Genomic DNA, 20,483 nt, shown 5'->3' with positions numbered 1-20,483 from the left:
GCGCGGCGCCGGGGCGACTCGCCACCGGAACCGTCGAATACCGGGCGGCCGAACGGCCACGCATGAGCGACGCGGACGGAGTCGACGTCGAGGCGACGTACAGAGAGACCGACACGGAGCGGCTGCTGGAGTTCGACGCGGACGGCCGCACCGCCGCCATCGCCCAGAACACGGAGGGGTACGCGATGTTGAAGGTTCGGCGGTCGGCCGACGGCGACGAACTGGAGCGGTACTACGGCTTCGACATGGCGCTCGACCACGCCGCCGAACTGCTCGGCGTCGCGCCGACGGACCTCCCGATTCCCGACGAGGCGGCCGACATGGGGATGTGAACGGCCTTCGAGAACGAACGGGACGGAACCAGAGATTCGCGCCGAGGAGCCGAAGGGGACGCGGCGCAGCGGGTCAGTAGACGTACTCGTCTTCGGTGAGCTGGACGTAGCCGCGGTTCCGGAACCCCCACTTGTGCCAGCGGTACTGCAACAGGAGCTTCGCGGCGCCGAAGCCGGCGGCGAACCGCTGGTCGAACATTTCGTAGCCGTCGGCGTCAGCCAGCATCTTCCGGCCGGTTCGGAACGCGCTGTCCCAGTCGCTCGGCCCGTAGTTCCGGCACATCTTCGCCATCGTCACGTTCCGCAGCACCTCGTCGCCGATGGCGTCGTGCCAGCGGTCGTTGTAGTCGGTCATGTCGCCGCGCGCTGCGAGTTCGCCGGCGATGGCGCCGGTCCGGACCGCGACGTGGTCGCCGCCCTCGTGGAACGCTGAGGTCGCGCCCATCGCGCCGCCGGCGACGGCGATGCCGGCCCGAGCCGGGGACTCGATGGGCCGCGTCGACGAAATCGGGTACGTCTCGGTGCCCTTCGACTTCCCGGCGTCCTCAACGACCGGGAAGTCCTCCTCGACGTCGTACTCGTCGCCGTATTCGCGTTCGAGGAGCCGCCTGACGTACTCCTTGCCGGACGGGATTCGGTCGTCGTCCTCGCGGATGAGCGCGTACGCCTCGCGGTCGTCGACGTCGTCGAGGTCCATCCCGATGGGCATCGTGAGCCCGACGCGGCAGACGCGGTCCGCGTTCGGGAACACCCACGGGTAGGCGGTGTGGCCCGGCATGACTCCCCACCAGAACGTGATGCCGCCCGAAACCTCCTCGTACACCTCCTCGGGGAACCGCCGGTACTCCTGGTAGGCGATGTGGTTGTTCTTCGTGGACGCGAGGCGGTCGGAGGCGGCCTGGTCGTCGGGAAGCAGCCCGTCGAGCACCCGGTTCGTGACTGTGCGCTGCGGGCCGTCGGCGAGCACCAGGAAGTCGGCGCCGATTTCGTCGCCGCCGCCGACCTTCAGGAGGTGCCGCGGCTGGTCGCCGCCGACGCCGGCGTCCAGCGCCGTCTCGACGTCCTTGACGGAGGCGCCGGTGCGGTACTCGGCGCCCGCCTGCTCCGCGCGGTCGCGCATGAAGTCGTCGAAGCGAGCGCGGTGCATCGTGAAGCCGAAGCTGTCGTAACTGGAGTCGATACCGGTCGACCGGAGCGTGCACGACTCGGTCGGCCCGACGAACTCGGCGCGGTCGAGCCGCTGCTGAAAGACGCCCTCCGGGAAGTCGTCCGGGTGTATCCCCATGATGTCGACCCAGTAGTCGAGGATGCCGGCGGCGTCCGTGGAGTCCGGTCCGAGGCGGTCGCGGTCCGCGCGCGGCACGCCCTTCTCCAGGACGAGCGCGTCCGCGTCGCGGGAGGCCGCCGCGTGCGCCGCCGCCGACCCGGCCGGGCCGCCGCCGACGACGGCGACGTCGACTCGTTCCATGCTTCCAACGGCGGCCGCAGTCGATATTAAACCCCCCGAACTGCGCGCCCGGCCACGGACTGCACCGCCCCGAGTGCGGACTGCACCGCCCAGGCCGCACCCCCGTCGCGCCGCGGACGCGTCGCTCTGACTGCGCGGAGCCGGCGCCGCAGAAGACCTATCCCGGCTCCACCCCGAGGGCCGGTATGGATATCTCACGGAGCGTCCGCGCGCTGGCGGGCGCCGCCGACGAGCCGGACGGCGTCATCGACTGGGACGCCGTCGCGGAGGCCGCGAAAGGCGGCTGCGAGCCGGGCGACCTGTCGATGGGCGAGGCGGAGCTGAACGGCTACGCCGACGACGTCCGGGCGGCCCGCGACGGCCTCCGGTCGGCGAGCGGCGTCGACTTCGACCTCCCGGACTCCGTCGAGGTGCAGAGCCGGCACCACTGGATCGACGCGAACGTCGAGACGTTCGAGCGCGTCCTCCGACCGCTCAAATCGCAGCGCTCGTCGTTCCTCCCCGGGGTCGCGCGGTCGGTGAACAGCGGGACGATGGCGGTGACGCTCGCGTTCCTCGCGCGGAACGTCCTCGGCCAGTACGACCCGCTGCTGCTCGCCGACGGCGCCGACGACCACGGCCTCTACTTCGTCCGCCCGAACATCCGGGCGGCGGCCGTCGAACTCGGCGTCGGCTACCCGCGGTTCCGCCGCTGGATCGCGTTCCACGAGGTGGCGCACGCCGCCGAGTTCGGCGCGGCGCCGTGGCTGTCGGACTACCTGGAGGCGCGCGTCGAGGAGGGCGCCGAAGACCTCGCGAACGGGACGCTGAGCCGGGCGTCGTTCGACGACCTCAACACGGCGATGACGGCGGTCGAGGGGTACGCGGAGCTGCTGATGGACCGCGCGTTCGACGAGGAGTACGCCGACCTCCGCGAGAAACTCGACGAGCAGCGCGGCGGCGGCGACCCGCTGACGCGGCTCATCAAGCGGCTGCTCGGCCTCGACGTCAAGCGGCAGCAGTACGAGCGCGGCGCCGACTTCTTCGCGGCCGTCGCCGACAGAACCGACCTCGCCACGGCGTCGCTCGTCTGGGAGCGACCCGAGAACCTCCCGCGCGAAGCCGAACTGGACGACCCGGGGCGCTGGCTCAGCCGGGTCGCGTGAGCGGCGGGCCGCGTCCGTGGCTGCGGCCCGGACCCCGATTCACAGCGAGACGTACGGGATGGTCGCCGGGCGGTCGGCCGTGTAGCTGAGCGCGTCGGCGTTGTCGACGCCGTCCGGCGTCACGAGGTCGATGACGTTCGGGTCCGCGGTGTCGTCGCGGCCGCCGCCGAACGCGTAGCCGCCGTTGTCGGCGTAGACGTGCCGAATCCGCCCCGTGTTGTAGCCGTCCTGGCCGAGCAGCAGCGGCGAGAACTCCGCGGCCGTCACGTCCGGCACGGCGGTCTTCGGCACCGCGATTTTCACCGCGTCGACCGCGCCGTACCCGGTGACTTCGACGTCCGTCGTCACCGTCGTTCCGTCGGCGGCCTCGACTCGGGGCTGGACGAATCCCTCGACGACGACGCGCCGGTGGTACGGCGCCTCGAAGTCCGCGTAGACGCCTTCGCGGGCGGCGGTCGCCCCGCCCGACTGCTCCGGGTTCCGCAGGTAGACGTGGAAGGTCTGGAGGCTCACCTGGTCGCCGCCCCACGGGTTCGTGAGCGGCCCGGCGAGCCGGTAGAGGAACTGCCACTCGTCGTCCGTCTCGTAGACGTCGAACGACTCGATGTCGAAGACGCCGTCTCGGAACACGGACGCGGTCGGGTAGGTGTAGCCGCCGGGGCCGGCGTCGTCGCCGACCGGGTCCGCGAACGAACCGACGGCGTCGCCGACGTCGATGCCGGTGACGGTCTCTCTGGCGACCGTGGTTCCGAGCGACGAGACGTCGCCGCCGGTGCCGGCGACCACCGTGACGTCGAGCGCGCCGTCAGGCACCGAGACGTCGACGGAGAACTCGCCGCCACCGTCGACGTACTGCGTGCCGTCCGCGGTCTTCACGACGACCTCCTCGCCGTCGGTCCGCCCGGAGACGGTCGCCGTCCCGGCCGCCGTCACGTCCGCCGGGAACTGGACGTCGAGCGACGGCCCGTCCGGCACCGCGCCCTCGGCGTAGCGGCTCCGAGTGATTCCGGGGGTCTCGACCGGCTCGCCGGCGTCGACGCCGTGTGCGAGCCGGACGTACTGCGCCATCGACCACGAGAGTGGCGTGGCGCTCCCGGTGCCTTCACCGAACGTCCACCCGTAGTCGGTCGGCTCGGGCCGGTCCCACACCTGCTCGGGAATCATGCGGCCGTCGTTGGCGAACGACGACATGGCGTCGAGCAGCGCGGCCGCGTCGCCGCCGGCGAGCAGTTCGTACTCGCCGCGTTCTCCGGTGAAGATGGGCCAGAGGCGGCCGCGGCCCGCGTTGTCGCCGTCGGCGCCCCACGGCGCTCCTGCGGGCAGGCTATCGCTCTCGTCGCGGCCCTGTTCGCCGTAGCCGTCCCCCGTGTACCGGTAGAACGCCGGGCCGTTCGGCGTCTCCACGCGGATTTCGTCGTCGACGACGTCGACGGAGTTCTCCACGACGGCGTCGTCCGCGGGGAGCACTCCGAGCCGGACGAGTTCGAGGAACCCGGCGTCGACGATTACGCGTTCGTCGAGCGTCGGCCCGCCGTTCGCGAGGCCGCGCTGGGCGCCGTCGTCCGGGTCCGCGTCGTCGCTGATACGGACGAAGTACGGGTCGTCCGACAGCGAGCCGGTGGTCGTGGCGGTCCAGTCGGTGACGCCGGCCTGCCACTCGTCGGCGACACCTAGGTACGCCAGCGCGTCGCCGCGCTCCCCTTCGTCGTCGGCGAGCGCGGCGGCGCAGGCGAGCCCGGCGATTTCGGCGGCGATCGTCGACGGCGAGTAGCCGGACTCCTCCTCCCAGCGTTCCTGCCCGGACTCGGGACCGTTCGCGGCGACGTAGTCCGCGGACCGGGCGACGTCGTCGTAGCCGAACGACAGGTCGTCGAATCCGACGCCAGCCTCGGCGAGCGCGTACGTCATGACCGCCGGGAACGAGATGTTGTCCATCTGCTCGCCGCCCCACCGCGTCCGGCCGTCCACGTACGTGTTCTGCGGGATGAACCCGGAGACGTCCTGCTGTCTCTCGTAGATGTATTCGACGGCCTCGCGGGCGCTGTGCCGGTCACCCGCGCCGAGCATCGCCGTGAACGCCTGGTACAGGTCGCGCGCCCAGACGAAGTTGTAGCCGTAGTCAGACGGCCGGTTCGCCGCCGTCGCGTCGCCCCACGGCACCGACGGGCTGGCGAGTCCGGCGCCCGGGAACTGCTTGGAGTCCGCCGCCTTCAGCGTCATCGCCGCGGCGTCGTACTGGGCGTCGTCGCCGACGCTGTCCGGCCGGTCGAGCGTCCGGAGGTAGTCGCGCCACGACTTCCGGTACCTCGCGCGGACGCCGCCGAAGCCGCGGTCGAGCGCCGCAGCGGCCGTCTCGACCGCGACGTCGTCGTCGCCCTCCTCGGCAAAGCCGACGGAGACGGTGTCCGAGAGCCGTCGGGTGTCGGCTCCGAGTCGCCCCACGAGCGCGACGTTGCCTTCGGCGGCGTCGTATCGCGCGTCGGCGGCGCCGTCGACGAGGAGTGGCGAGAGCGCGTCGCCGCCGACCACGTCTGCGGTCGCCCACTCGAAGCCGCGGTCGGCGACGGCGGCGAGCGCCACGGTGTACGGCTCACCGTCGTCGTGAAGCACGACCGCCTCGTCGTCGAACGCGCCGGTGTCGAACGCCCGAAGCTCGAAGCCGCGCGCACCTCTCCCGTGCGCCTTGCCGTTCCCGGTCGGCTCCGACCCGGCGACGCGGGCCGCGTCGCCGCGGGCGGACATCGAACACGCCGGGTCTACTACGGTGTAGACGTCGTAGCGGCCGCCGTCGGACTCGAACGTCACGTCCGCGAGAACCGCGTCGCCGTCGGGGTCGGCGGCGTACTCGGCGGTCAGCGTCCAGGCGCGCTCGTCCGCGGTCTCGGTGACCACGTGCCGGAACAGCAGCGCGTCGTCGGCCGTCGGCTCCACGCGTCGGCGCACCGTGTCCTCGTCGTCGTCGGTCCGGCTGACGTTGTGCGTCCGCGCCGCGTAGCCCGCGTCGGGGTCCGCGACGAGGAAGTCCACCGTCCGAACGTTGATGAGGTCGATTCGAGGGAAGCGGAGACCGGCCAGCGCGCCCTCGGTGAGCGCGAACCACGCCCGCGAGTCCGGGTCGTCGTGGTCGGCGACGGTCCCCACACCGTACTGTTCGCCGGTCGTCCACGTCGCGTCGCTCCCCCCTGACGGCGCGCCCGCCGCCGGTGCCGCACCAAGCGACACCACGCCGGCCGCGCCGATTCCTTTCATGAAGGTTCGTCGTCGCACGGAGAGGTGGAACGGCCGAACCTCAATGATTGTTTTGGGATGTTAATTCGGTTACGAGTACCTGTACGTCCGTCACCGCTCTCGCCGTCTCCGGTCGCGGCTCCGGTCCGGGGTCAGTTCGCCGAGGGTCCGGAGGGTGAACCACAGCAGGAACAGGCCGGCGACGAGGCCGACAGCGACGCTCGCCGCGATTTCGGTGGCCGAGCCGCCCGCCTGGAACGCGACCAGGCCGGTCGACCCGCCGACGAACAGGACGGAGAGCGCCTTGATGCGCCGGTTCGCGTCGCGCTGCTCGTCGTCCGAGAGGCTCGGGCCGACCATCACTCCGCCACCGACACGTGCATCCCGGCGACTCGCCAGCCGTCGTCGGTGTCGGCGAGCGTCCCGCTCCACCGGGTGTCGTGGGCGTGCTCCTCGAACGACTCGGTGTCGTACCACTCCAGTCGGACGTCGTCGCTGAACGCCGCGAACCCGTCGCGGTCGACGGTCCGAAGGTCGCGGCTCTCGACCACCCAGTCGTCGGTCGTCCGCGTCTGTTCGCGCAGCCCGCGGGCGATTTCCGCGTAGCCGACGAGCCGCTCGGTGACGCCGACTTTCACGACGGTCGGCGATTCCAGGAAGAACGGTGCGAGCGCCTCGCCCGCCCGGAGCGCGTCGTAGTACGCACGGACCGCCTCTGCAGGAGTCATGCGTCACGGCAGGGCCGCGGAGGGCTTCAAGACGGCGCTTTTCCGCACGCGGCCGAGTAACCGACCGGCGATTACCGCGGCTTCGCGCGGCGGTACTGCACCGGCCACTCGACGTCCTCGCCGAGTTCGCGGGCGGCGTGCAGCGGCCAGTACGGCGACCGCAGGAACTCGCGGGCCATCAGCACGGCGTCGGCGCGCTCGTTCGCGACGATGGCCTCCGCCTGCTCGGGGCTGGTGATGCCGCCGACGGACGCGACCGCGATGTCGGCGCCCTCGTCGTGGACGTGTTCGCGGATGGTCTCGGCGAACGGGAGCTGGTAGTTCGGCCCGGTGTACGTGATGTTCTGCGCCGGCGAGATGCCGCCGGAGCTGACGTCGACGAGGTCGGCGCCGGCGTCGGCGAGCAGCGGGGCGAGCCGCGCGGACTGTTCGACGTCCCACGACGCCTCCTCGTCCAGCCAGTCGGTCGCGGAGATGCGGACGAACACGGGCTCGTCGTCGGGCCACGCCGCCCTGACCGCGCCGACGACTTCCCGGAGCAGCCGGGTCCGGTTCTCGAAGCTGCCGCCGTAGTCGTCGTCGCGGTCGTTCGCGACCGGCGAGAGGAACTCGTGGAGCAGGTAGCCGTGTGCGGCGTGCACCTCGACGACCTCGAAGCCGGCGTCGGACGCGCGCTCGGCGGCGGCGGCGAAGTCGTCGACGACGCCGGCGATTTCGTCCGTCGAGAGTCGCCGCGTCGGATGCTCGTCGCCGTCGCGCGGATACGGCTTCTCGCTCGGAGCCACGACCTCCCAGCCGCCCTCGTCGAGCGGCACCGGGTCGCCGCCCTCCCACGGCTGCGCGGTCGACGCTTTCCGGCCGGCGTGTGCGAGCTGAATCCCGGGGACGGACCCCTGTGACCGCACGAACTCCGTCACGCGGGACCAGGCGTCACGCTGTTCGTCCGTCCAGATGCCGACGTCGTTCGGCGTGATTCGGCCCTCGGGGGAGACGGCGGTCGCCTCCGAGAGCACGAGCCCGGCGCCGCCGACGGCGCGGCTGCCGAGGTGGACCAGGTGCCAGTCGTTCGGCATGCCGTCCGTCGCGGAGTACTGGCACATCGGCGAGACGAACACGCGGTTCGGAATCTCGGTGCCCCGGAGCGTCAGCGGTGAGAACAGGCTCTCGACCATGCCGCCGGTTCGGCCGCGGGGTTGAAACTGCTGCCGGCGACAGACGGGCTTGCCGCCACCCCGGAGCCGAAACCGTCCCTCGGTGGCGCCGGCCGGGCCGCGGCCGCGCCGAGGGATTTAGGCAGACCAAAATGTATATGTCCGTCCGGCTGCGACGGGGAGGTAATGGGAGCACGCGAGCCGGAGCACCTCGCTGAAGACGCCGAGCCGACGCCGGAAGCGGACGAATCAGGTGCCGTCTCGGCACACCAGTCCAGCCCGGACAGAACCGTGTTCACCGAGGACGGGAACCGCGACGGCTGGATTTCGACCGACTTCACCGTTCAGGCGCGTCGCTGACGCGGCGCCTCGCCGACTGCACGGACCCCGCTCACGGAACGGCTCAGCGACCACGGTTCGGCCGTCGGTCGGTTCGACGGAGTCGTCTGCCACTGACGAGGGACCGACAGCGACGGCGGTGTCGGGGCGGCGGATGCGTCGAACGCGAAAATGGGTTCTTCGGAGAGAATAGGACAAAAGCGGCGTTTCGGCCGGTTCGTCGGCGCGGTTACTTGGTGGCGCCGTCGAGGACCAGCGTGTCGTCTTCGAGGTAGTGTTCGATGTGGTGGGCGGCGTCTTCGACGTCCACGAGGTTCTCGCGGAGCAGTTCCGCGGTCGTCGGGTCGCCGAGGTTCTCGGCGAGTTCGACGTGTTCGCGGAGCGTCTCGATGATGTCGCCGTACATCTCCATGTCGTGTTCGAGCGACGTCCGGATGTCGTAGACGTCCTCGTCTTCGGGGGTCACGGGCGCCTTCTCTTCGAGCGTCGCGCCGGAGGCGTGCGGGACGCCGCCGAGCGCCTGCGCCCGCTCTGCGAGTTCGTCCGCGAACTCCTCGGCCTCCTCGGCGGCCTCGCCGAGGAACAGGTGGAGGTCGCGGAACTCCGCTCCCTCGACGTTCCAGTGGTGCTTTTTGAGCTGGTGGTACAGGACGTACGTCGCCGCGAGGTCGGTGTTCAGCGCGTCGACGAGCTGAGACGCGCGGTCGGCGTCGACTCGGAGGGCCTCGGAGCCGGTCACTTCGCCTTCGGATTTCACGACGTTCTTTTGGGTACTCATTGCACTCCCTACTTCCATCTGAATCCACATAAAGATTCACTTTCGGAAACAGAGGTTTGTGAATCAAAAACATCGGTTGCCGGTCGCGCGGATTCGGGATAGTTCCCTGACGGCTTCGGCGCCGCCGCGGCCCGAGGCGGGGCGGCTCCCCGCGGCGGGAAGGGAAACGCCCTTGTAGCCGTCACGCCGACCCACGAGTATGAGTGACGACGAGTCCGCCGAGGAGCAGTCCGAGGAGGCGGGGGAGGACGTCCCGGCACCCGACGTGTCCGCCGAGGACCTCGACGCGCGGCTCGACGAGGCCGCCGACGCGCTCGAGGCAGCCGAAACCGAGGCAGACCTCGACGACGTCGAGGAAACGCTCGACGACGTCGAAGCCGACCTCGAAGCCGCGTCCCTCCCCGAACCGGACGAGGAGGACGAGGACGCGGAGGACCCGCGCGAGCAACTGGAGTCGCGGCTGTCGGACCTGCGCGACGACGTCGACGCCCAGCGCGGCCCGTACGCCGAAGACGTCGTCTCTGCCATCGAGGACGCGCAGTCGACGCTGCGGGACACGCGGTGGACCGAGGACGGCGAGGCCGACCTGCCCGGCGTCGTCTCCGAGTTCGCCGACGCCGCCGGCGACGCGCTCGACGCCGACCTCACCGTCGCCCCCGGGACGACCGACTCCGACGAACTGGCCGAGAGCCTCGACGCGGCCGTCGACGCCGTCGAAGACGCCGGCCTGGACGCCGACGACGACGCCGACACCATCGCGGCGCTCGTCGAGGCGACCGACGCGCTCGCCGACGGGCTGGAGGCCGCCGAGGAGTGGGACGACCTCGAAACGCACGAGCAGCTCCGCGCACAGGGCTTTTACGACCCGCTCGGCCACTACAAGGACTTCCCGGTCGAGCTCGCCGCGCTGAAAGAGTGGGAGACGCGCGGGAACGTCGAGATGGTGCTGCTCGCGCTCGACTCCCTCCAGTCGGAGTTCATGGAGGAGCACTGCCTGAACGCGCTCATCCGGATGAACGACGACGACGCGTTCGAGGCGATGCACGAGCGCGCACAGAAGCGCGACCAGCCCGCAATCGAAGCGCTCGGAACGATGGCGGCGGACGACGCCGTCGAGACGCTCGTCGAGTACGTCGACTCCGACTCGAACCCGCAGCTCCAGAAAGTCGTGTTCAAGGCGCTCGGCCGAATCGGCGACTCCGACGCCGTCCAGCCGCTCGCGAACAAGCTCGTCATGGAGAACGACGAGGTCCGGCCGTTCGCCGCCCGCGCGCTCGGCCTCATCGGCGACACCCGCGCCGTCGACCCGCTCGCCGACGCCGCCGCTGACGACGACAGCGACTCGGTCCGCGCGGCCGCGCTGTGGGCGCTCAGACAGATCGGTACCGAGGCGGCGCTCGAAGCCGCCGCGGAGTACACCGACGAGTCCGTGTTCATCGTCCAGACCGAGGCGCAGAAGGCGCGCGACGCCCTCGACGCCGGCTCCGACGCCGAGCCCGAAGCAGCAGCGTAACGCTCCTCGCCCCGTTCGCGTCCCCTTCCGGCTCGGTCGCTCCGACCGGTTCTCGTTTTCAGTTCCGTCGCTGGGCCCTCACCGCCGGTTCGGCTACAGGCACGGGTGGACGACGGTCACGAAAACGGCGCAGAACCGGAGCGGTACCGGCCGAAGCCGCCGTCAGATTTGCCTCCGTGTCAGGCGAGTTCGCCGAGGAACAGCAGCGTGAAGCCGACGGAGATGAGCAGCGCGCCGGCGCGGCCGAGGTTCGTGTGTTCGGTGAGTTCGTTCGGCGCGATGTCGATGTCGTAGCTGCCGAACTCCTCGTTGTACCGGACGTACGACGGCACCTGAAACAGTTCGAGAAACAGGAGCGTACCGCCGACCGCGCCCAGCGCGGCGCCGGCGAGCCGCAGCACTTCGGCGAGCGTGACCATGCAGGAACGGCGCGGCCGCGACGCAAAAACGCTCCGGAGGTCGGCGAAGATTCAAACCAGAAGGCGCGGCCAGACAGGCTGTGTCATCCGCGTCAGTCTCCGCGGCCGAGTCCGTCGTCGCCGTCGCGGTGCTGCTCGTCGCCGTCTGCGGTCCCGGAGCCGTTGCCGCCTCGGGACCCCCCGCGACCGCAGGAACAGCCGCGACGCAACCCTCCACGGATGCCAGCGCGGCCGCACCGCGGCCGCGAATCATCGAGCTGTACCCGAACCCGGTGGCCGACGGCGACGCCGGCGAATACGTGCTCGTCCGCCTGCCGCCGGGGAACTGGAGCGTCACCGACGGAGAGACGACGGCGACCGTCACCACGGAGACGGCCGAGGCCGTGGTTCTCACCGCGAACCGGAGTAGCCCCCTCGGCGCCCCGGACGGCAGAGTCGTCGACGGCGGGCTGGACCTGTCGAACAGCGGCGAACGAATCACGGTGCGTCGGCAGACGAACCGCTCCCGCGACAGCGGGCCGAGCGGAGCGAAGTCAGCGGCCGTCGACGCGGTTCGGTACCGCGACGCCCCGGAGGGAGAGCGGTGGCTCCGGAGCGGCAAACGTCACTGGCGACCGGTCGGCCTCGACCACCGCGCCCCCGCCGTCGTCGGTCGAGCGGACGCGACCGCGTTCGTTCTGCCGGACGCGCCGTCCGCCGCGGTCGACTCGCTCCGCGGCGCCGACGACCGGCTGCTGCTGGCCGCGTACACCTTCGAATCCGAGCGGACCGCCGCCGTGCTCGCGGACGCCGCCGAACGCGGAGCGACCGTCCGGGTGCTGGTCGAGGGCGCCCCGGTCGGCGGCGTAACGAAGACGCAGGCGCGGCTGCTCGACGACCTCGTCGCCGCCGGCGTCGACGTGCGGGCCGTCTCCGGCCCGTACGCGCGGGTCCGGTTCCACCACGCGAAGTACGCCGTCGCCGACGACACCGCTGTCGTCCTCACCGAGAACTGGAAGCCGGCTGGCGTCGGCGGCCGCAGCAGCCGCGGCTGGGGAGTGCGGCTCGACTCCGCCGCGGCCGCCGACGAACTCGCCGCGGTGTTCGCCGCCGACGCAGGGTGGCGCGACGCGGTTCCGTGGCGCCAATACCGGCGCGGACGGACGTTCAGCGACGCCGACGCCGCCACCGGTCGGTTCCCGACCCGGTTCGAGCCCTCCCGCGTCGGGCGGCCGAACGCCACGGTGTTGACTGCGCCGGGGAACGCCGAGGCGGCAGTCGTGAACGTCGTCGACGACGCCGACCGCCGAGTCGACGTGATTCAGCCGACCGTCGAACCGGGGCCGCTGCTCGCCGCCTGTCGACGCGCCGCGGAGCGCGGCGTCCGCGTCAGGCTCCTGCTGTCGAGCGCGTGGTACGTCCAGGAGACGAACACGGCGCTCGTCGACCAACTAAACCGGTGGGCAGACCGGGCTGGCGTCCCGTTCGAGGCGCGCCTCGCGTCGCCGGCGGGCCGGTACGAGAAGGTGCACGCGAAAGGCGTCGTCGCCGACGACGTCGCCGTCGTCGGGTCGCTCAACTGGAACCCGACGAGCGCCCACGAGAACAGGGAAGTGCTCGTCTCGCTCCGCGGCGAAGCCGCCGCGGCCTACTACCGGCAGGTGTTCACCGCTGACTGGACGGCGAGCGCCGACGGCGGCGTCGGTGGCTGGACGGCCGGCCGGCCCGTTCCGCCGCTGCTCGTCGTCGTGGCGGTCGCCTCCGTCGCCGGCGCCGTGCTGTACGCCCGCCGCCGAATCGAACTCGGCGGCCGAAACCGTCGGTCAGGCTTGGAATCGGAACTGGCCGCGGATGACCCGGTGTGGACCGGTGGGCGGTCCGGCACCAGCCAGCCCAGTACCGGCCAATCCGACACCGGTCGGTCAGGATTCGGGGTTGACGCCGACGGCGCCGTCGGCACCAACAGCGCTGGCGACGCTGACGGTGAACGTGTCGGTCCGAATCGAGAGAGCAGAGGAGGCGAAACGGACTGAGTTTACCGTACGGCTCGCCGCGCGGCTCGCGGGTCAGTCCAGCGTCGCGGTGCTCGACAGTTCCTCGTCGAGTTCCGCTTCGCCCATCTTCTCGACGAGCGCGTCGATGACGTCCTCGCGGCGGCCCTTCACGAACTTGATGGAGCCGACGACGAGGTGGCCGCCGCCGGAGACGCCGCCGCCCGTGACCTCCTCGTTCAGTTCGGTCACCATCTGCGGGATGTCGAGCCGGACGCCGTCACTGCGGAGCACGGCGAAGTCCGGGCCGTAGCCGATGGTGATGACTGGTTCGCCGTGCTCGCGGACCTTCCGGTCGTGGAGTTCGCCGGTCGTGTTCCCCGGCGCGGGGTACGTGAACCGCTGCGCGAAGTTCTCCAGGTCGGCGGTGTACAGGTGCGCGCCGGACTCGAGCGTCTCGTGTTCGACGTGCGGCTCGACCATTTCGAGCTGCTCGTCGACGTCGCGGGCGGCGCGTGTCGCGAGGAACTCCACGAGTTCGTGGTGCCGGCTCTCGTCGTCGCAGCCGACGTTCAACACGTCGTTCACGAGCGTCTTCCCCTCGCTGTAGCGGAGCCAGTGGGCGGCGTAGTCGAGCGCTTCGCCGATGTCGCCAAGTTCGTCGCGGTCGTAGCCCGCGGTGCCGGCGAGCTCGACGAACTCGTCCATCACCTCGGCTTTCGACCGGTCCGAGAGCCCGGCGACCGCCGGGACGTGCCGGAGTTCGTCGGTGAGGCTCGGGTCGATCATCCGGGCGAGTTCGACGCACATCATCCCGGTCGTGATGCGGTAGTCTTCGCCGTGCAGGTACGGATTGACGTGGGCGTCGAGCAGGTCGTTCACCGCCTCCGGGTCCGGGTGGTGGTGGTCGACGACGGCGATGGGGACGTCGTAGTGCGTGAGGTTCTTGTACGCCGGAACGTCCTCCTCCGTGGAGCCGTTGTCGAGCATCAGGAGGAACGGGAGCTTCTGGCCGTGGCGGGCGCGCCCCTCCAGCGCGAAGTTCAGGTCGCGGGTGACGTCCTCCATCTCGTAGAACGGCGCCTTGCTCGGCAGCCGCTTCAGGTGGTGCCGCGCGGCGTCGTCGTCCGCGTGCACCTCGTCGATGAAGTTCTCCAGGGCGAGCTGCACCGGAATCGACGCGCACATCCCGTCGCCGTCGGCGTGGTGCCGAATCCGAATCGGTCGGCCCTCGAGCACGGTGCGGCGGAGCAGCCGCGCGACCTCCGCGAGCTCCTCGCGCAGCGACTCGAACGCCTCCCACTCCACGAGCGGCTCCACCGACGCCGGCTCTGCGCGCTCGGCCGTCGCTTCGTCCAGCCGTTCGCGGGCGGTCGCGGCCGTGTCGCCTTCGAGCACCGTGATGCCCTCGACTTCGAGCTGCGTCTCGCCTTCGTGCTCCTCGACGGTCCCGTTCAGCCGGACGAGGTCGCCGACCTCGACGGCGGGGTACGCGCGGACGCCGGCCTCCTCGAACGCCGCGGCGCCGATGATGCCGGTCTCGTCGGCGACGTGGAAGATGGTCGGGCCGCCGGTCTGCTTGATCTGCGTGATTTCGCCCTCGACGGTGACGGTTTCGCCGACGCGGGCGTCGTCGACCGCCGTGATTTCCGGCTCGTGTTCGACGTCGAGCGTCCGGTAGTCGTCGACGTCGGCGAGCGCGAACGACACGTCGCCGTTCTCCTTGATCTCCTCGAGTTTCACGACGACGTCGTCGCCGACGTCGTACTCCTCGCCGTTCAGGTTCGACTCGTGGAGCAGCCCCGAAACGTTCTCGGAGAGGTCGACGAACACGCCGTACTCCACGACGCCGTTCACGGTCGCGTGGTAGCGCGCGCCGACGTCGACGTCGGTCAGCGTGCAGTCGGGCGCGAGGTCGTAGACGATGGGACGCGAATCCGCGTCCCCCGCATCGCCGGAATCCCCGGCGGATGAGTCAGTCATAGCTACCGGTAGGGCGACGAGCCGTGAAAAGGTTGTTAATCGTCCGCGCCGCCGACTGGCGGTGTTCTGTTTCGCTCGATTCACGTGCCGGCTCGGCCCAGAGACCTCACCGGCGACCGTCGATGCCTCGCTCCGCTCGGTTCAAGTGCCGCCTCGGCCCAGAGACCTCACCGGCGACCGTCGATGCCTCGCTCCGCTCGGTTCAAGTGCCGCCTCGGCCCCGGGACCTCGCCGGCGACCGTCGATGCCTCGCTTCGCTCGGCATCGCAGTCGACACGCTTAGAAGGCGACCGACCGGAGTACGGGTATGCGATTGTTCCGGTCGGACCAGGTGCTCGGCATCGCAGCCGACACCCTGGAGTTCGCGCTGGAAGCGTCCCGCGAGACGCACCCGAACGAGTACATGGGCTTCCTGCGCGGGACGAACGCGGCCGACCTCGGGCTCGACCGGGACGGCGTCGTCGTCACCGACGTCCTCGTCATCCCGGGGACGTCGTCGACGCCGGAGAGCGCGACGGTCCAAGAGCAGCTGATTCCGAACGGCGCGAAAGCCGTCGGGTCGATTCACTCCCACCCGAACGGCGTCCTCCAGCCGTCCAGCGCCGACCTCGCGACGTTCCACGCCGGCGACGTCCACATCATCGTCGGCGCGCCGTACGAGCGGGAGACGTGGCAGGCGTTCGACGCCGACGGCGAGCCGCGCGACCTCGACGTCATCGACGTGGCGCTCCCCGACGAGGACGAGTTCTTCGACTTCACGCAGGACGACATCGACGCGGAGCTCCGAGAATGACCGGCGACGACACAGCGGCCGGAGCGGACGACGCCGCGGACGAGTCGGCACCGACGAAGGCGCTGGCGCAGGGGACGTTCGACCTGCTGCACCCCGGCCACCTCCACTACCTCTCGGAGGCCGCTTCCCGCGCCGACGAACTCCACGTCATCGTCGCCCGCGACCGCAACGTCACCCACAAGCCGTCGCCGGTGTGCCCGGACCGCCAGCGCCGCGACATGGTCGCGGCGCTCGAAGTCGTCGATGAGGCCCACCTCGGCCACGAGGAGGACTTCTTCGTCCCGGTCCGCGAAATCGACCCGGACGTCGTCGTACTCGGCTTCGACCAGCACCACGACGTCGACGACATCCGGCGGTCGCTGCGCGCCAACGACATCGGCGCCGAGGTCGTGCGCGCCTCCGGCCGCGAACCGCGGTACGACGGCGAACTGCTCTCCACGAACCGGATCATCGACAAGCTCATCGAGGAGCGCGTCGACGCCGACGACTGAGCCGCAGCCCTCCCGATTACTCTCGACCGCTCTCTCCGCTCGGTAGCCGGCGGTTCCTGGATTAGTCTCCCTCCTCGTCGCCTTCGGCGGGCCGGTCGCGTTTCCGCACGGTGAGCGGCTGGCGCGAGACGAGTTCGCAGTCGAACGCGGGGTGCTCCGCGAGGTGCCGAACCACGAGGTGTCGCCGGCCGCCGGTCAGCCCGGTGCGTCCGACGGCCTCCGCCGTGAACGCGTCCGGGAGTCTGCCGTACAGCCGTTCGAGCGCGTCGTACCGCTCGAACACCTTGCTGTGGCCGGCGGAGTCCGCGCCGCGCCGCTCCACGACGTAGCTGCCGTCCTCGCGGTGCGTCCCGGCGGTGTACAGGAACTCCCGGCGCTGCGTCAGCGCGTCGCCCAGCGAATCCCTGAGCCGCCGCGCCTCCGCTCTGGAGAGCCGGTGCTCGTCGCCGTCGAGTTCCAGGAGAACGCCGCGTCCGTCGTCGCTGCCAGCGGCTGTGAGCGTGTTACCGTCCGATTTCACAGCCAGCCGCCTTGCGGCGACTTCGTCTATCCTCGTCGAGGGTCGGATGAACCGACATAGTGACCGATAGTTCGAGCCGGCCTGGATAAATCAGGCGGTCGTACAGATGCCCGGTGCGACCCGGCACGACCCGGTGCCGCCGGCGCGTTCGGCCGTCGGTGCGTCGCGCCGTGCGAGCCCTTTTTCTCTCGCGCCGACCAACGACGCGCCATGGAGGTTCGCGGCGAGCGCGAGTGCACGGACTGCGGCGCCCGGTGGTCGTACTTCGAGACGGGCAGCGTCGCCTGCCCGGAGTGCGGCAGCATGCACAGCGTCGGCACCGGCGAACGGAAACGCCACACCGACGCGCCCGCCGAACTGAATCTGGACCCGATTCTCTCCCGCCTCGACGACGCGCCGCTCGCGGACCTGACCGACGACGTCAAATCCGCGTGCAGAGCCTACCTGCGGAAGCGCGGATTCATCCGCGGCGGCGACCTCCTCCCGCTGGACGACGCCTACCTCGTCGCCGCCGAACTCGTCCACGCCGCCGACGTCTACGCGCGGCTCGGCGACCGCACCGACGACGAGGAGTGGTACGTGACCGCGCTGCTCCGCGCCGCCGACACCGGCGACCGGCCCGCCGCTGACGAGGTTCCCCCGCGGATGCGGGAGGCGCGCGGACTCGCGGCCGCACAGGCCACCCTGGAGTACCGCCGCGACGCCGCGACCTCCCTCGACGACGCAGGCGACGCTGACGACGACTCCGGCACCGGCTCCGCCGGCGACCCCGACGGCGAGGCGCGGACGACGCTCGGCGCGCTCCGCGACCGCGCGAAACAGCTCGAAGCCGTCCACGGCGACGTCGACCCGGCGGTGGCGGACGCGCTCGTCGAGGCGACGCGGGCGCTCGGCCGCTACCTCGTCACCGGCGACGACGACTCGCTGGACGCGGCCCGCGACCGCATCGACACGGTCTGACAGTCGTCGCAGAACATCCGAAATTCGAGCGACAGCCAAACCGGCGCCCGTTGGCTCTTCACGCCGATCAGTCGTCGTCGAGCGACGCGAGGAGTCGCCGTCTCAGACTCATCCGGTTGCTGCTACTATCACTATATATTCCTCAGAGTGTGGCGTACTGAACCGGAGAGGAAGTCACTAGATATACTACAGCATACCAAAAATATCAATTTACTATACCCCTCGCGGGGTCGACCCAGACGAGTTTCAATGGATCGGATCAACTCTCGACGGACGTTTCTGAAGAGCGCAGGTGTGGGAGCGGTCGCTGGACTTGCCGGCTGTTCAGGGCAGAACTCCCAGGGCGATAGCGGTGGAACGGCGGGCACCACCGTCGGGTCTGCTTCCGAAAACGCGGTCAGCATCAAGTTCTGGCACGCGATGGGCGGCGACCTGGGGAAACTGGTCGACTCGCTCGTCAGCGACTTCGTGAGCCAGGCTGACGGGATCGAGATGACCGCGACGCAGAAAGGGAGCTACCGCGAGACGCTGAACGCAACGACTTCGGCGGTGCAGGCGGGGAATCCGCCCGCGATCGCGCAGATCTTCGAGATCGGGACGCAACTGGCGATCGACAGCGGAGTGTTCACGCCGGTCGAGAACATCGTCCCTGACTCTGTCAACTTCGACAACTACCTCGATTCGGTGATGAGCTACTACCGGATCGACGGAAAGCTCCACTCGATGCCGTTCAACTCCTCGAACGCGATCTTCTACTACAACAAGAACGCCTTCGAGGAGGCAGGTCTCGACCCGGAGAACCCGCCGACGACGTTCCAGGGGATCACTGACGCGGCGAACACCCTCACCGACGCGGGCGTCGTCGACAAGGGGACGACCTGGCCGAACCACTCCTGGCTCGTCGAGCAGTGGTTCGCGGAGCAGGGCGAGGTGTTCGTCAACCACGAGAACGGCCGCGCAGACCGCGCCACCGAGCTCTTCTTGCAGAGCGACGCCTCGAAGAAGATCTTCAACTGGTGGGTGGACCTCTACGAACAGGGGCAGTACCTGAACCCCGGCATCGAGGCGTGGTCGGAGGCGCAGCAGGCATTCTTGACCCAGAAAACAGGGATTCTCGGCTACTCGACGTCGAGTATCGCGCCGATGAAGCAGGGCGCGAAACAGAACGGGTTCGAGCTCGGGACGATGCGGCTTCCGACGCCCGGCGGCGTCCGGAACGGCGTCGTCATCGGCGGGGCGTCGCTGTGGACGCCCGCGAGCCTCTCAGACGCGAAAAAGGAGGCCGCAGGAGAGTTCCTGGCGTGGCTGACGAAGCCGGCACAGCAGAAGCGGTGGCACAAAGGGACGGGCTACTTCCCCGTCCGCGAGGAGGCCATCTCTCAGCTGAAGAGCGAGGGATTCTACGAGCAGAACCCCAACTTCCTGACGGCGATCGAACAACTCCGGGCGACGGAGGACATGCCGGCGACGCGCGGTGCTCTGATGGGGCCGTTCACGGAGGTCCGGACCATCGTCGAGGAGGGGTACGTGAGCATGATCCAGAACGAGAACCAGAACGTCACCGAAGTGCTCGAGAAAGTCGACAGCGACGCCGAGAGCGCGCTCAAGTCGTACAATCAGAAGGCGACCTGACGCGGCCTCCAAGCACACAGAAGTTCCTATCCGATGGCCGAATTCACGAAACCGTACGATTCGACGCTGCAGGCCGGACTGCTCCTCCTCCCCACAGCCGTGGTGCTCGTCGCGTTCCTCTACTACCCCGCACTCCAGACAGTGCGGCTGAGCTTCTTCCAGACGCTGCTGCTCGGGACGAAACAGACGTTTGTCGGGCTGGAGAACTACGTCACGCTCGCGACCTCGGAGGCGTACCGGACCAGCGTCGTGGTCAGCTTCGCCTTCGCCGCCGTCGTCGTGGTCGGGACGCTCGCCGCATCGCTGTTCGTCTCGTACCTGCTCTTCGAGGTCGAGGCCGGCGAGTCCAGCTACCTCCTGATCGCGATCTGGCCGTACGCGCTCCCGACGGCAGTGGCTGCGACGATTCTGATGTTCATGCTTCATCCGAATCTGGGCGTCATCACCAGCGCCGTCGAGTCGACGACCGGGCTGTCGGTCGACTGGTTCACGAGCGGTCCGCAGGCGTTTTTCGTCGTCTCGATCGTCGCGATCTGGAAGCAACTCGGCTACAACATCATCTTCTTGACCGCGGCGCTGAACAACGTCCCCGAGACGCTCACCGAGTCCGCGAAGATCGACGGAGTCGGTCGACTACGGATGCTCTACCGCGTGTACGTTCCGCTGATCTCGCCGACGCTCGTCTTCTTGGTCGTGATGAACACGATCTACGCGTTCTTCAGTACGTTCCCGATTGTGGACCTGATGACGAGCGGCGGCCCGAACAACGCCACGAACCTCCTCATCTTCAAACTGTACCGCGACGCGTTCGCCTACAGTAGCCTCGGGAAGGCGTCGGCCGAGTCGGTCGTCCTGTTCGCGATCGTCTCGATCCTGATGTACCTCCAGCTTCGGTACACCGACAATCACACCCACTACGCCTAACGATGTCAACGGAATCCACGCGGACGGCCGACGCGAACGACGCGACGACGACGCGGATCGGCGTCACGAATCTCTTCGACGACCAGCTGTTCATCCACCTCGGACTTCT

The 20,483-nt window shown here is 69.7% G+C and carries 19 protein-coding genes; 10 read left to right on the top strand and 9 right to left on the bottom strand.

Annotation, left to right across the window (positions count from 1 at the left end; genetic code table 11):
- The first annotated feature begins 62 nt into the window (after positions 1–62).
- The gene (locus tag ACQUS7_RS11200; RefSeq protein WP_435129712.1) at positions 63–332 is read left to right on the top strand and encodes a DUF7111 family protein; all 270 of its coding nucleotides are present in this window, start codon (positions 63–65) and stop codon (positions 330–332) included.
- A gap of 73 nt (positions 333–405) precedes the next feature.
- Here the strand turns inward: ACQUS7_RS11200 and ACQUS7_RS11195 are convergent, their stop codons facing one another.
- Positions 406–1,800 (bottom strand): NAD(P)/FAD-dependent oxidoreductase, encoded by a 1,395-nt coding sequence (locus tag ACQUS7_RS11195; RefSeq protein WP_435147050.1) that lies wholly within the window; start codon positions 1,798–1,800, stop codon positions 406–408.
- Between the two features lie 185 nt (positions 1,801–1,985).
- Here ACQUS7_RS11195 and ACQUS7_RS11190 point away from each other — a divergent pair, with 185 nt between their 5' ends.
- Positions 1,986–2,945, top strand: a complete 960-nt coding sequence (locus tag ACQUS7_RS11190; RefSeq protein ID WP_435147048.1) for a zinc-dependent metalloprotease — start codon at positions 1,986–1,988, stop codon at positions 2,943–2,945.
- Between the two features lie 39 nt (positions 2,946–2,984).
- Here ACQUS7_RS11190 and ACQUS7_RS11185 read toward each other — a convergent pair whose 3' ends face one another.
- The 4 genes from ACQUS7_RS11185 to ACQUS7_RS11170 form a co-directional block, all read right to left on the bottom strand.
- Entirely contained in the window at positions 2,985–6,212 is a 3,228-nt protein-coding gene (locus tag ACQUS7_RS11185) for a glucodextranase DOMON-like domain-containing protein (RefSeq protein ID WP_435147046.1), read from the bottom strand.
- Between the two features lie 72 nt (positions 6,213–6,284).
- Positions 6,285–6,533 carry a hypothetical protein gene (locus ACQUS7_RS11180; RefSeq protein ID WP_435147044.1) on the bottom strand — a complete coding sequence of 83 codons (249 nt, stop codon included), beginning with the start codon at positions 6,531–6,533 and terminating at the stop codon, positions 6,285–6,287.
- Positions 6,533–6,901 (bottom strand): AtzH-like domain-containing protein, encoded by a 369-nt coding sequence (locus ACQUS7_RS11175; RefSeq protein WP_435147042.1) that lies wholly within the window; start codon positions 6,899–6,901, stop codon positions 6,533–6,535. The genes ACQUS7_RS11180 and ACQUS7_RS11175 overlap by 1 nt, the downstream gene beginning before the upstream one ends.
- 71 nt (positions 6,902–6,972) lie before the next feature.
- Positions 6,973–8,073, bottom strand: a complete 1,101-nt coding sequence (locus ACQUS7_RS11170) for an NADH:flavin oxidoreductase/NADH oxidase (RefSeq protein ID WP_435147040.1) — start codon at positions 8,071–8,073, stop codon at positions 6,973–6,975.
- A gap of 165 nt (positions 8,074–8,238) precedes the next feature.
- On the opposite strand from ACQUS7_RS11170, the gene ACQUS7_RS11165 reads away from it, so the two are divergent.
- Entirely contained in the window at positions 8,239–8,412 is a 174-nt protein-coding gene (locus ACQUS7_RS11165) for a hypothetical protein (RefSeq protein WP_435147038.1), read from the top strand.
- A 208-nt stretch (positions 8,413–8,620) separates the two neighbouring features.
- On the opposite strand, the gene dpsA is transcribed toward ACQUS7_RS11165, so the two are convergent.
- Positions 8,621–9,169, bottom strand: a complete 549-nt coding sequence (dpsA, locus tag ACQUS7_RS11160; protein ID WP_435129692.1) for a DNA starvation/stationary phase protection protein DpsA — start codon at positions 9,167–9,169, stop codon at positions 8,621–8,623.
- A 199-nt stretch (positions 9,170–9,368) separates the two neighbouring features.
- Here dpsA and ACQUS7_RS11155 point away from each other — a divergent pair, with 199 nt between their 5' ends.
- Positions 9,369–10,682, top strand: coding sequence for a HEAT repeat domain-containing protein (locus tag ACQUS7_RS11155; RefSeq protein ID WP_435147035.1), 1,314 nt, complete (start codon positions 9,369–9,371; stop codon positions 10,680–10,682).
- A 179-nt stretch (positions 10,683–10,861) separates the two neighbouring features.
- Here the strand turns inward: ACQUS7_RS11155 and ACQUS7_RS11150 are convergent, their stop codons facing one another.
- The gene (locus ACQUS7_RS11150; protein ID WP_435129686.1) at positions 10,862–11,101 is read right to left on the bottom strand and encodes a hypothetical protein; all 240 of its coding nucleotides are present in this window, start codon (positions 11,099–11,101) and stop codon (positions 10,862–10,864) included.
- 80 nt (positions 11,102–11,181) lie between these two features.
- Between ACQUS7_RS11150 and ACQUS7_RS11145 the strand changes: the two genes are divergently transcribed.
- Positions 11,182–13,113 carry a phospholipase D-like domain-containing protein gene (locus tag ACQUS7_RS11145; RefSeq protein ID WP_435147033.1) on the top strand — a complete coding sequence of 644 codons (1,932 nt, stop codon included), beginning with the start codon at positions 11,182–11,184 and terminating at the stop codon, positions 13,111–13,113.
- Positions 13,114–13,146: 33 nt separating this feature from the next.
- Here the strand turns inward: ACQUS7_RS11145 and ACQUS7_RS11140 are convergent, their stop codons facing one another.
- Complete coding sequence (locus tag ACQUS7_RS11140; protein WP_435147031.1) at positions 13,147–15,054, bottom strand: DHH family phosphoesterase; 1,908 nt, start codon at positions 15,052–15,054, stop codon at positions 13,147–13,149.
- 307 nt (positions 15,055–15,361) lie between these two features.
- On the opposite strand from ACQUS7_RS11140, the gene ACQUS7_RS11135 reads away from it, so the two are divergent.
- Both ACQUS7_RS11135 and ACQUS7_RS11130 read left to right on the top strand, forming a co-directional pair.
- Positions 15,362–15,847 carry a Mov34/MPN/PAD-1 family protein gene (locus ACQUS7_RS11135; protein WP_435147029.1) on the top strand — a complete coding sequence of 162 codons (486 nt, stop codon included), beginning with the start codon at positions 15,362–15,364 and terminating at the stop codon, positions 15,845–15,847.
- Positions 15,844–16,338 (top strand): adenylyltransferase/cytidyltransferase family protein, encoded by a 495-nt coding sequence (locus ACQUS7_RS11130; protein WP_435129677.1) that lies wholly within the window; start codon positions 15,844–15,846, stop codon positions 16,336–16,338. The genes ACQUS7_RS11135 and ACQUS7_RS11130 overlap by 4 nt, the downstream gene beginning before the upstream one ends.
- A 61-nt stretch (positions 16,339–16,399) precedes the next feature.
- Here ACQUS7_RS11130 and ACQUS7_RS11125 read toward each other — a convergent pair whose 3' ends face one another.
- Complete coding sequence (locus ACQUS7_RS11125) at positions 16,400–16,798, bottom strand: DUF7528 family protein (protein ID WP_435147167.1); 399 nt, start codon at positions 16,796–16,798, stop codon at positions 16,400–16,402.
- A gap of 270 nt (positions 16,799–17,068) precedes the next feature.
- Here ACQUS7_RS11125 and ACQUS7_RS11120 point away from each other — a divergent pair, with 270 nt between their 5' ends.
- The 3 genes from ACQUS7_RS11120 (at position 17,069) to ACQUS7_RS11110 (ending at position 20,374) form a co-directional block, all read left to right on the top strand.
- Positions 17,069–17,818 (top strand): DUF7117 family protein, encoded by a 750-nt coding sequence (locus tag ACQUS7_RS11120; protein WP_435129674.1) that lies wholly within the window; start codon positions 17,069–17,071, stop codon positions 17,816–17,818.
- Positions 17,819–18,067: 249 nt separating this feature from the next.
- Positions 18,068–19,450 carry an ABC transporter substrate-binding protein gene (locus ACQUS7_RS11115; RefSeq protein WP_435147026.1) on the top strand — a complete coding sequence of 461 codons (1,383 nt, stop codon included), beginning with the start codon at positions 18,068–18,070 and terminating at the stop codon, positions 19,448–19,450.
- A gap of 33 nt (positions 19,451–19,483) precedes the next feature.
- Positions 19,484–20,374 carry a carbohydrate ABC transporter permease gene (locus tag ACQUS7_RS11110; protein WP_435129668.1) on the top strand — a complete coding sequence of 297 codons (891 nt, stop codon included), beginning with the start codon at positions 19,484–19,486 and terminating at the stop codon, positions 20,372–20,374.
- Positions 20,375–20,483 lie beyond the last annotated feature (109 nt).

It is taken from the genome of Halobaculum sp. P14, from assembly GCF_051195155.1.
Taxonomy (GTDB): Archaea; Halobacteriota; Halobacteria; order Halobacteriales; family Haloferacaceae; genus JBNTKA01.
Note: the sequence above shows the minus strand (reverse complement) of the source record. Positions and strands in the feature narration are given on the sequence as shown.

Coding starts and splice junctions, on each gene's coding strand:
- ACQUS7_RS11200 (WP_435129712.1), top strand. CDS start 63: ATGAGCGACGCGGACGGAGTCGACGTCGAGGCGACGTACAGAGAGACC.
- ACQUS7_RS11195 (WP_435147050.1), bottom strand. CDS start 1,800: ATGGAACGAGTCGACGTCGCCGTCGTCGGCGGCGGCCCGGCCGGGTCG.
- ACQUS7_RS11190 (WP_435147048.1), top strand. CDS start 1,986: ATGGATATCTCACGGAGCGTCCGCGCGCTGGCGGGCGCCGCCGACGAG.
- ACQUS7_RS11180 (WP_435147044.1), bottom strand. CDS start 6,533: ATGGTCGGCCCGAGCCTCTCGGACGACGAGCAGCGCGACGCGAACCGG.
- ACQUS7_RS11175 (WP_435147042.1), bottom strand. CDS start 6,901: ATGACTCCTGCAGAGGCGGTCCGTGCGTACTACGACGCGCTCCGGGCG.
- ACQUS7_RS11170 (WP_435147040.1), bottom strand. CDS start 8,073: ATGGTCGAGAGCCTGTTCTCACCGCTGACGCTCCGGGGCACCGAGATT.
- ACQUS7_RS11165 (WP_435147038.1), top strand. CDS start 8,239: ATGGGAGCACGCGAGCCGGAGCACCTCGCTGAAGACGCCGAGCCGACG.
- dpsA (WP_435129692.1), bottom strand. CDS start 9,169: ATGAGTACCCAAAAGAACGTCGTGAAATCCGAAGGCGAAGTGACCGGC.
- ACQUS7_RS11155 (WP_435147035.1), top strand. CDS start 9,369: ATGAGTGACGACGAGTCCGCCGAGGAGCAGTCCGAGGAGGCGGGGGAG.
- ACQUS7_RS11150 (WP_435129686.1), bottom strand. CDS start 11,101: ATGGTCACGCTCGCCGAAGTGCTGCGGCTCGCCGGCGCCGCGCTGGGC.
- ACQUS7_RS11140 (WP_435147031.1), bottom strand. CDS start 15,054: ATGACTGACTCATCCGCCGGGGATTCCGGCGATGCGGGGGACGCGGAT.
- ACQUS7_RS11135 (WP_435147029.1), top strand. CDS start 15,362: ATGCGATTGTTCCGGTCGGACCAGGTGCTCGGCATCGCAGCCGACACC.
- ACQUS7_RS11130 (WP_435129677.1), top strand. CDS start 15,844: ATGACCGGCGACGACACAGCGGCCGGAGCGGACGACGCCGCGGACGAG.
- ACQUS7_RS11120 (WP_435129674.1), top strand. CDS start 17,069: ATGGAGGTTCGCGGCGAGCGCGAGTGCACGGACTGCGGCGCCCGGTGG.
- ACQUS7_RS11115 (WP_435147026.1), top strand. CDS start 18,068: ATGGATCGGATCAACTCTCGACGGACGTTTCTGAAGAGCGCAGGTGTG.
- ACQUS7_RS11110 (WP_435129668.1), top strand. CDS start 19,484: ATGGCCGAATTCACGAAACCGTACGATTCGACGCTGCAGGCCGGACTG.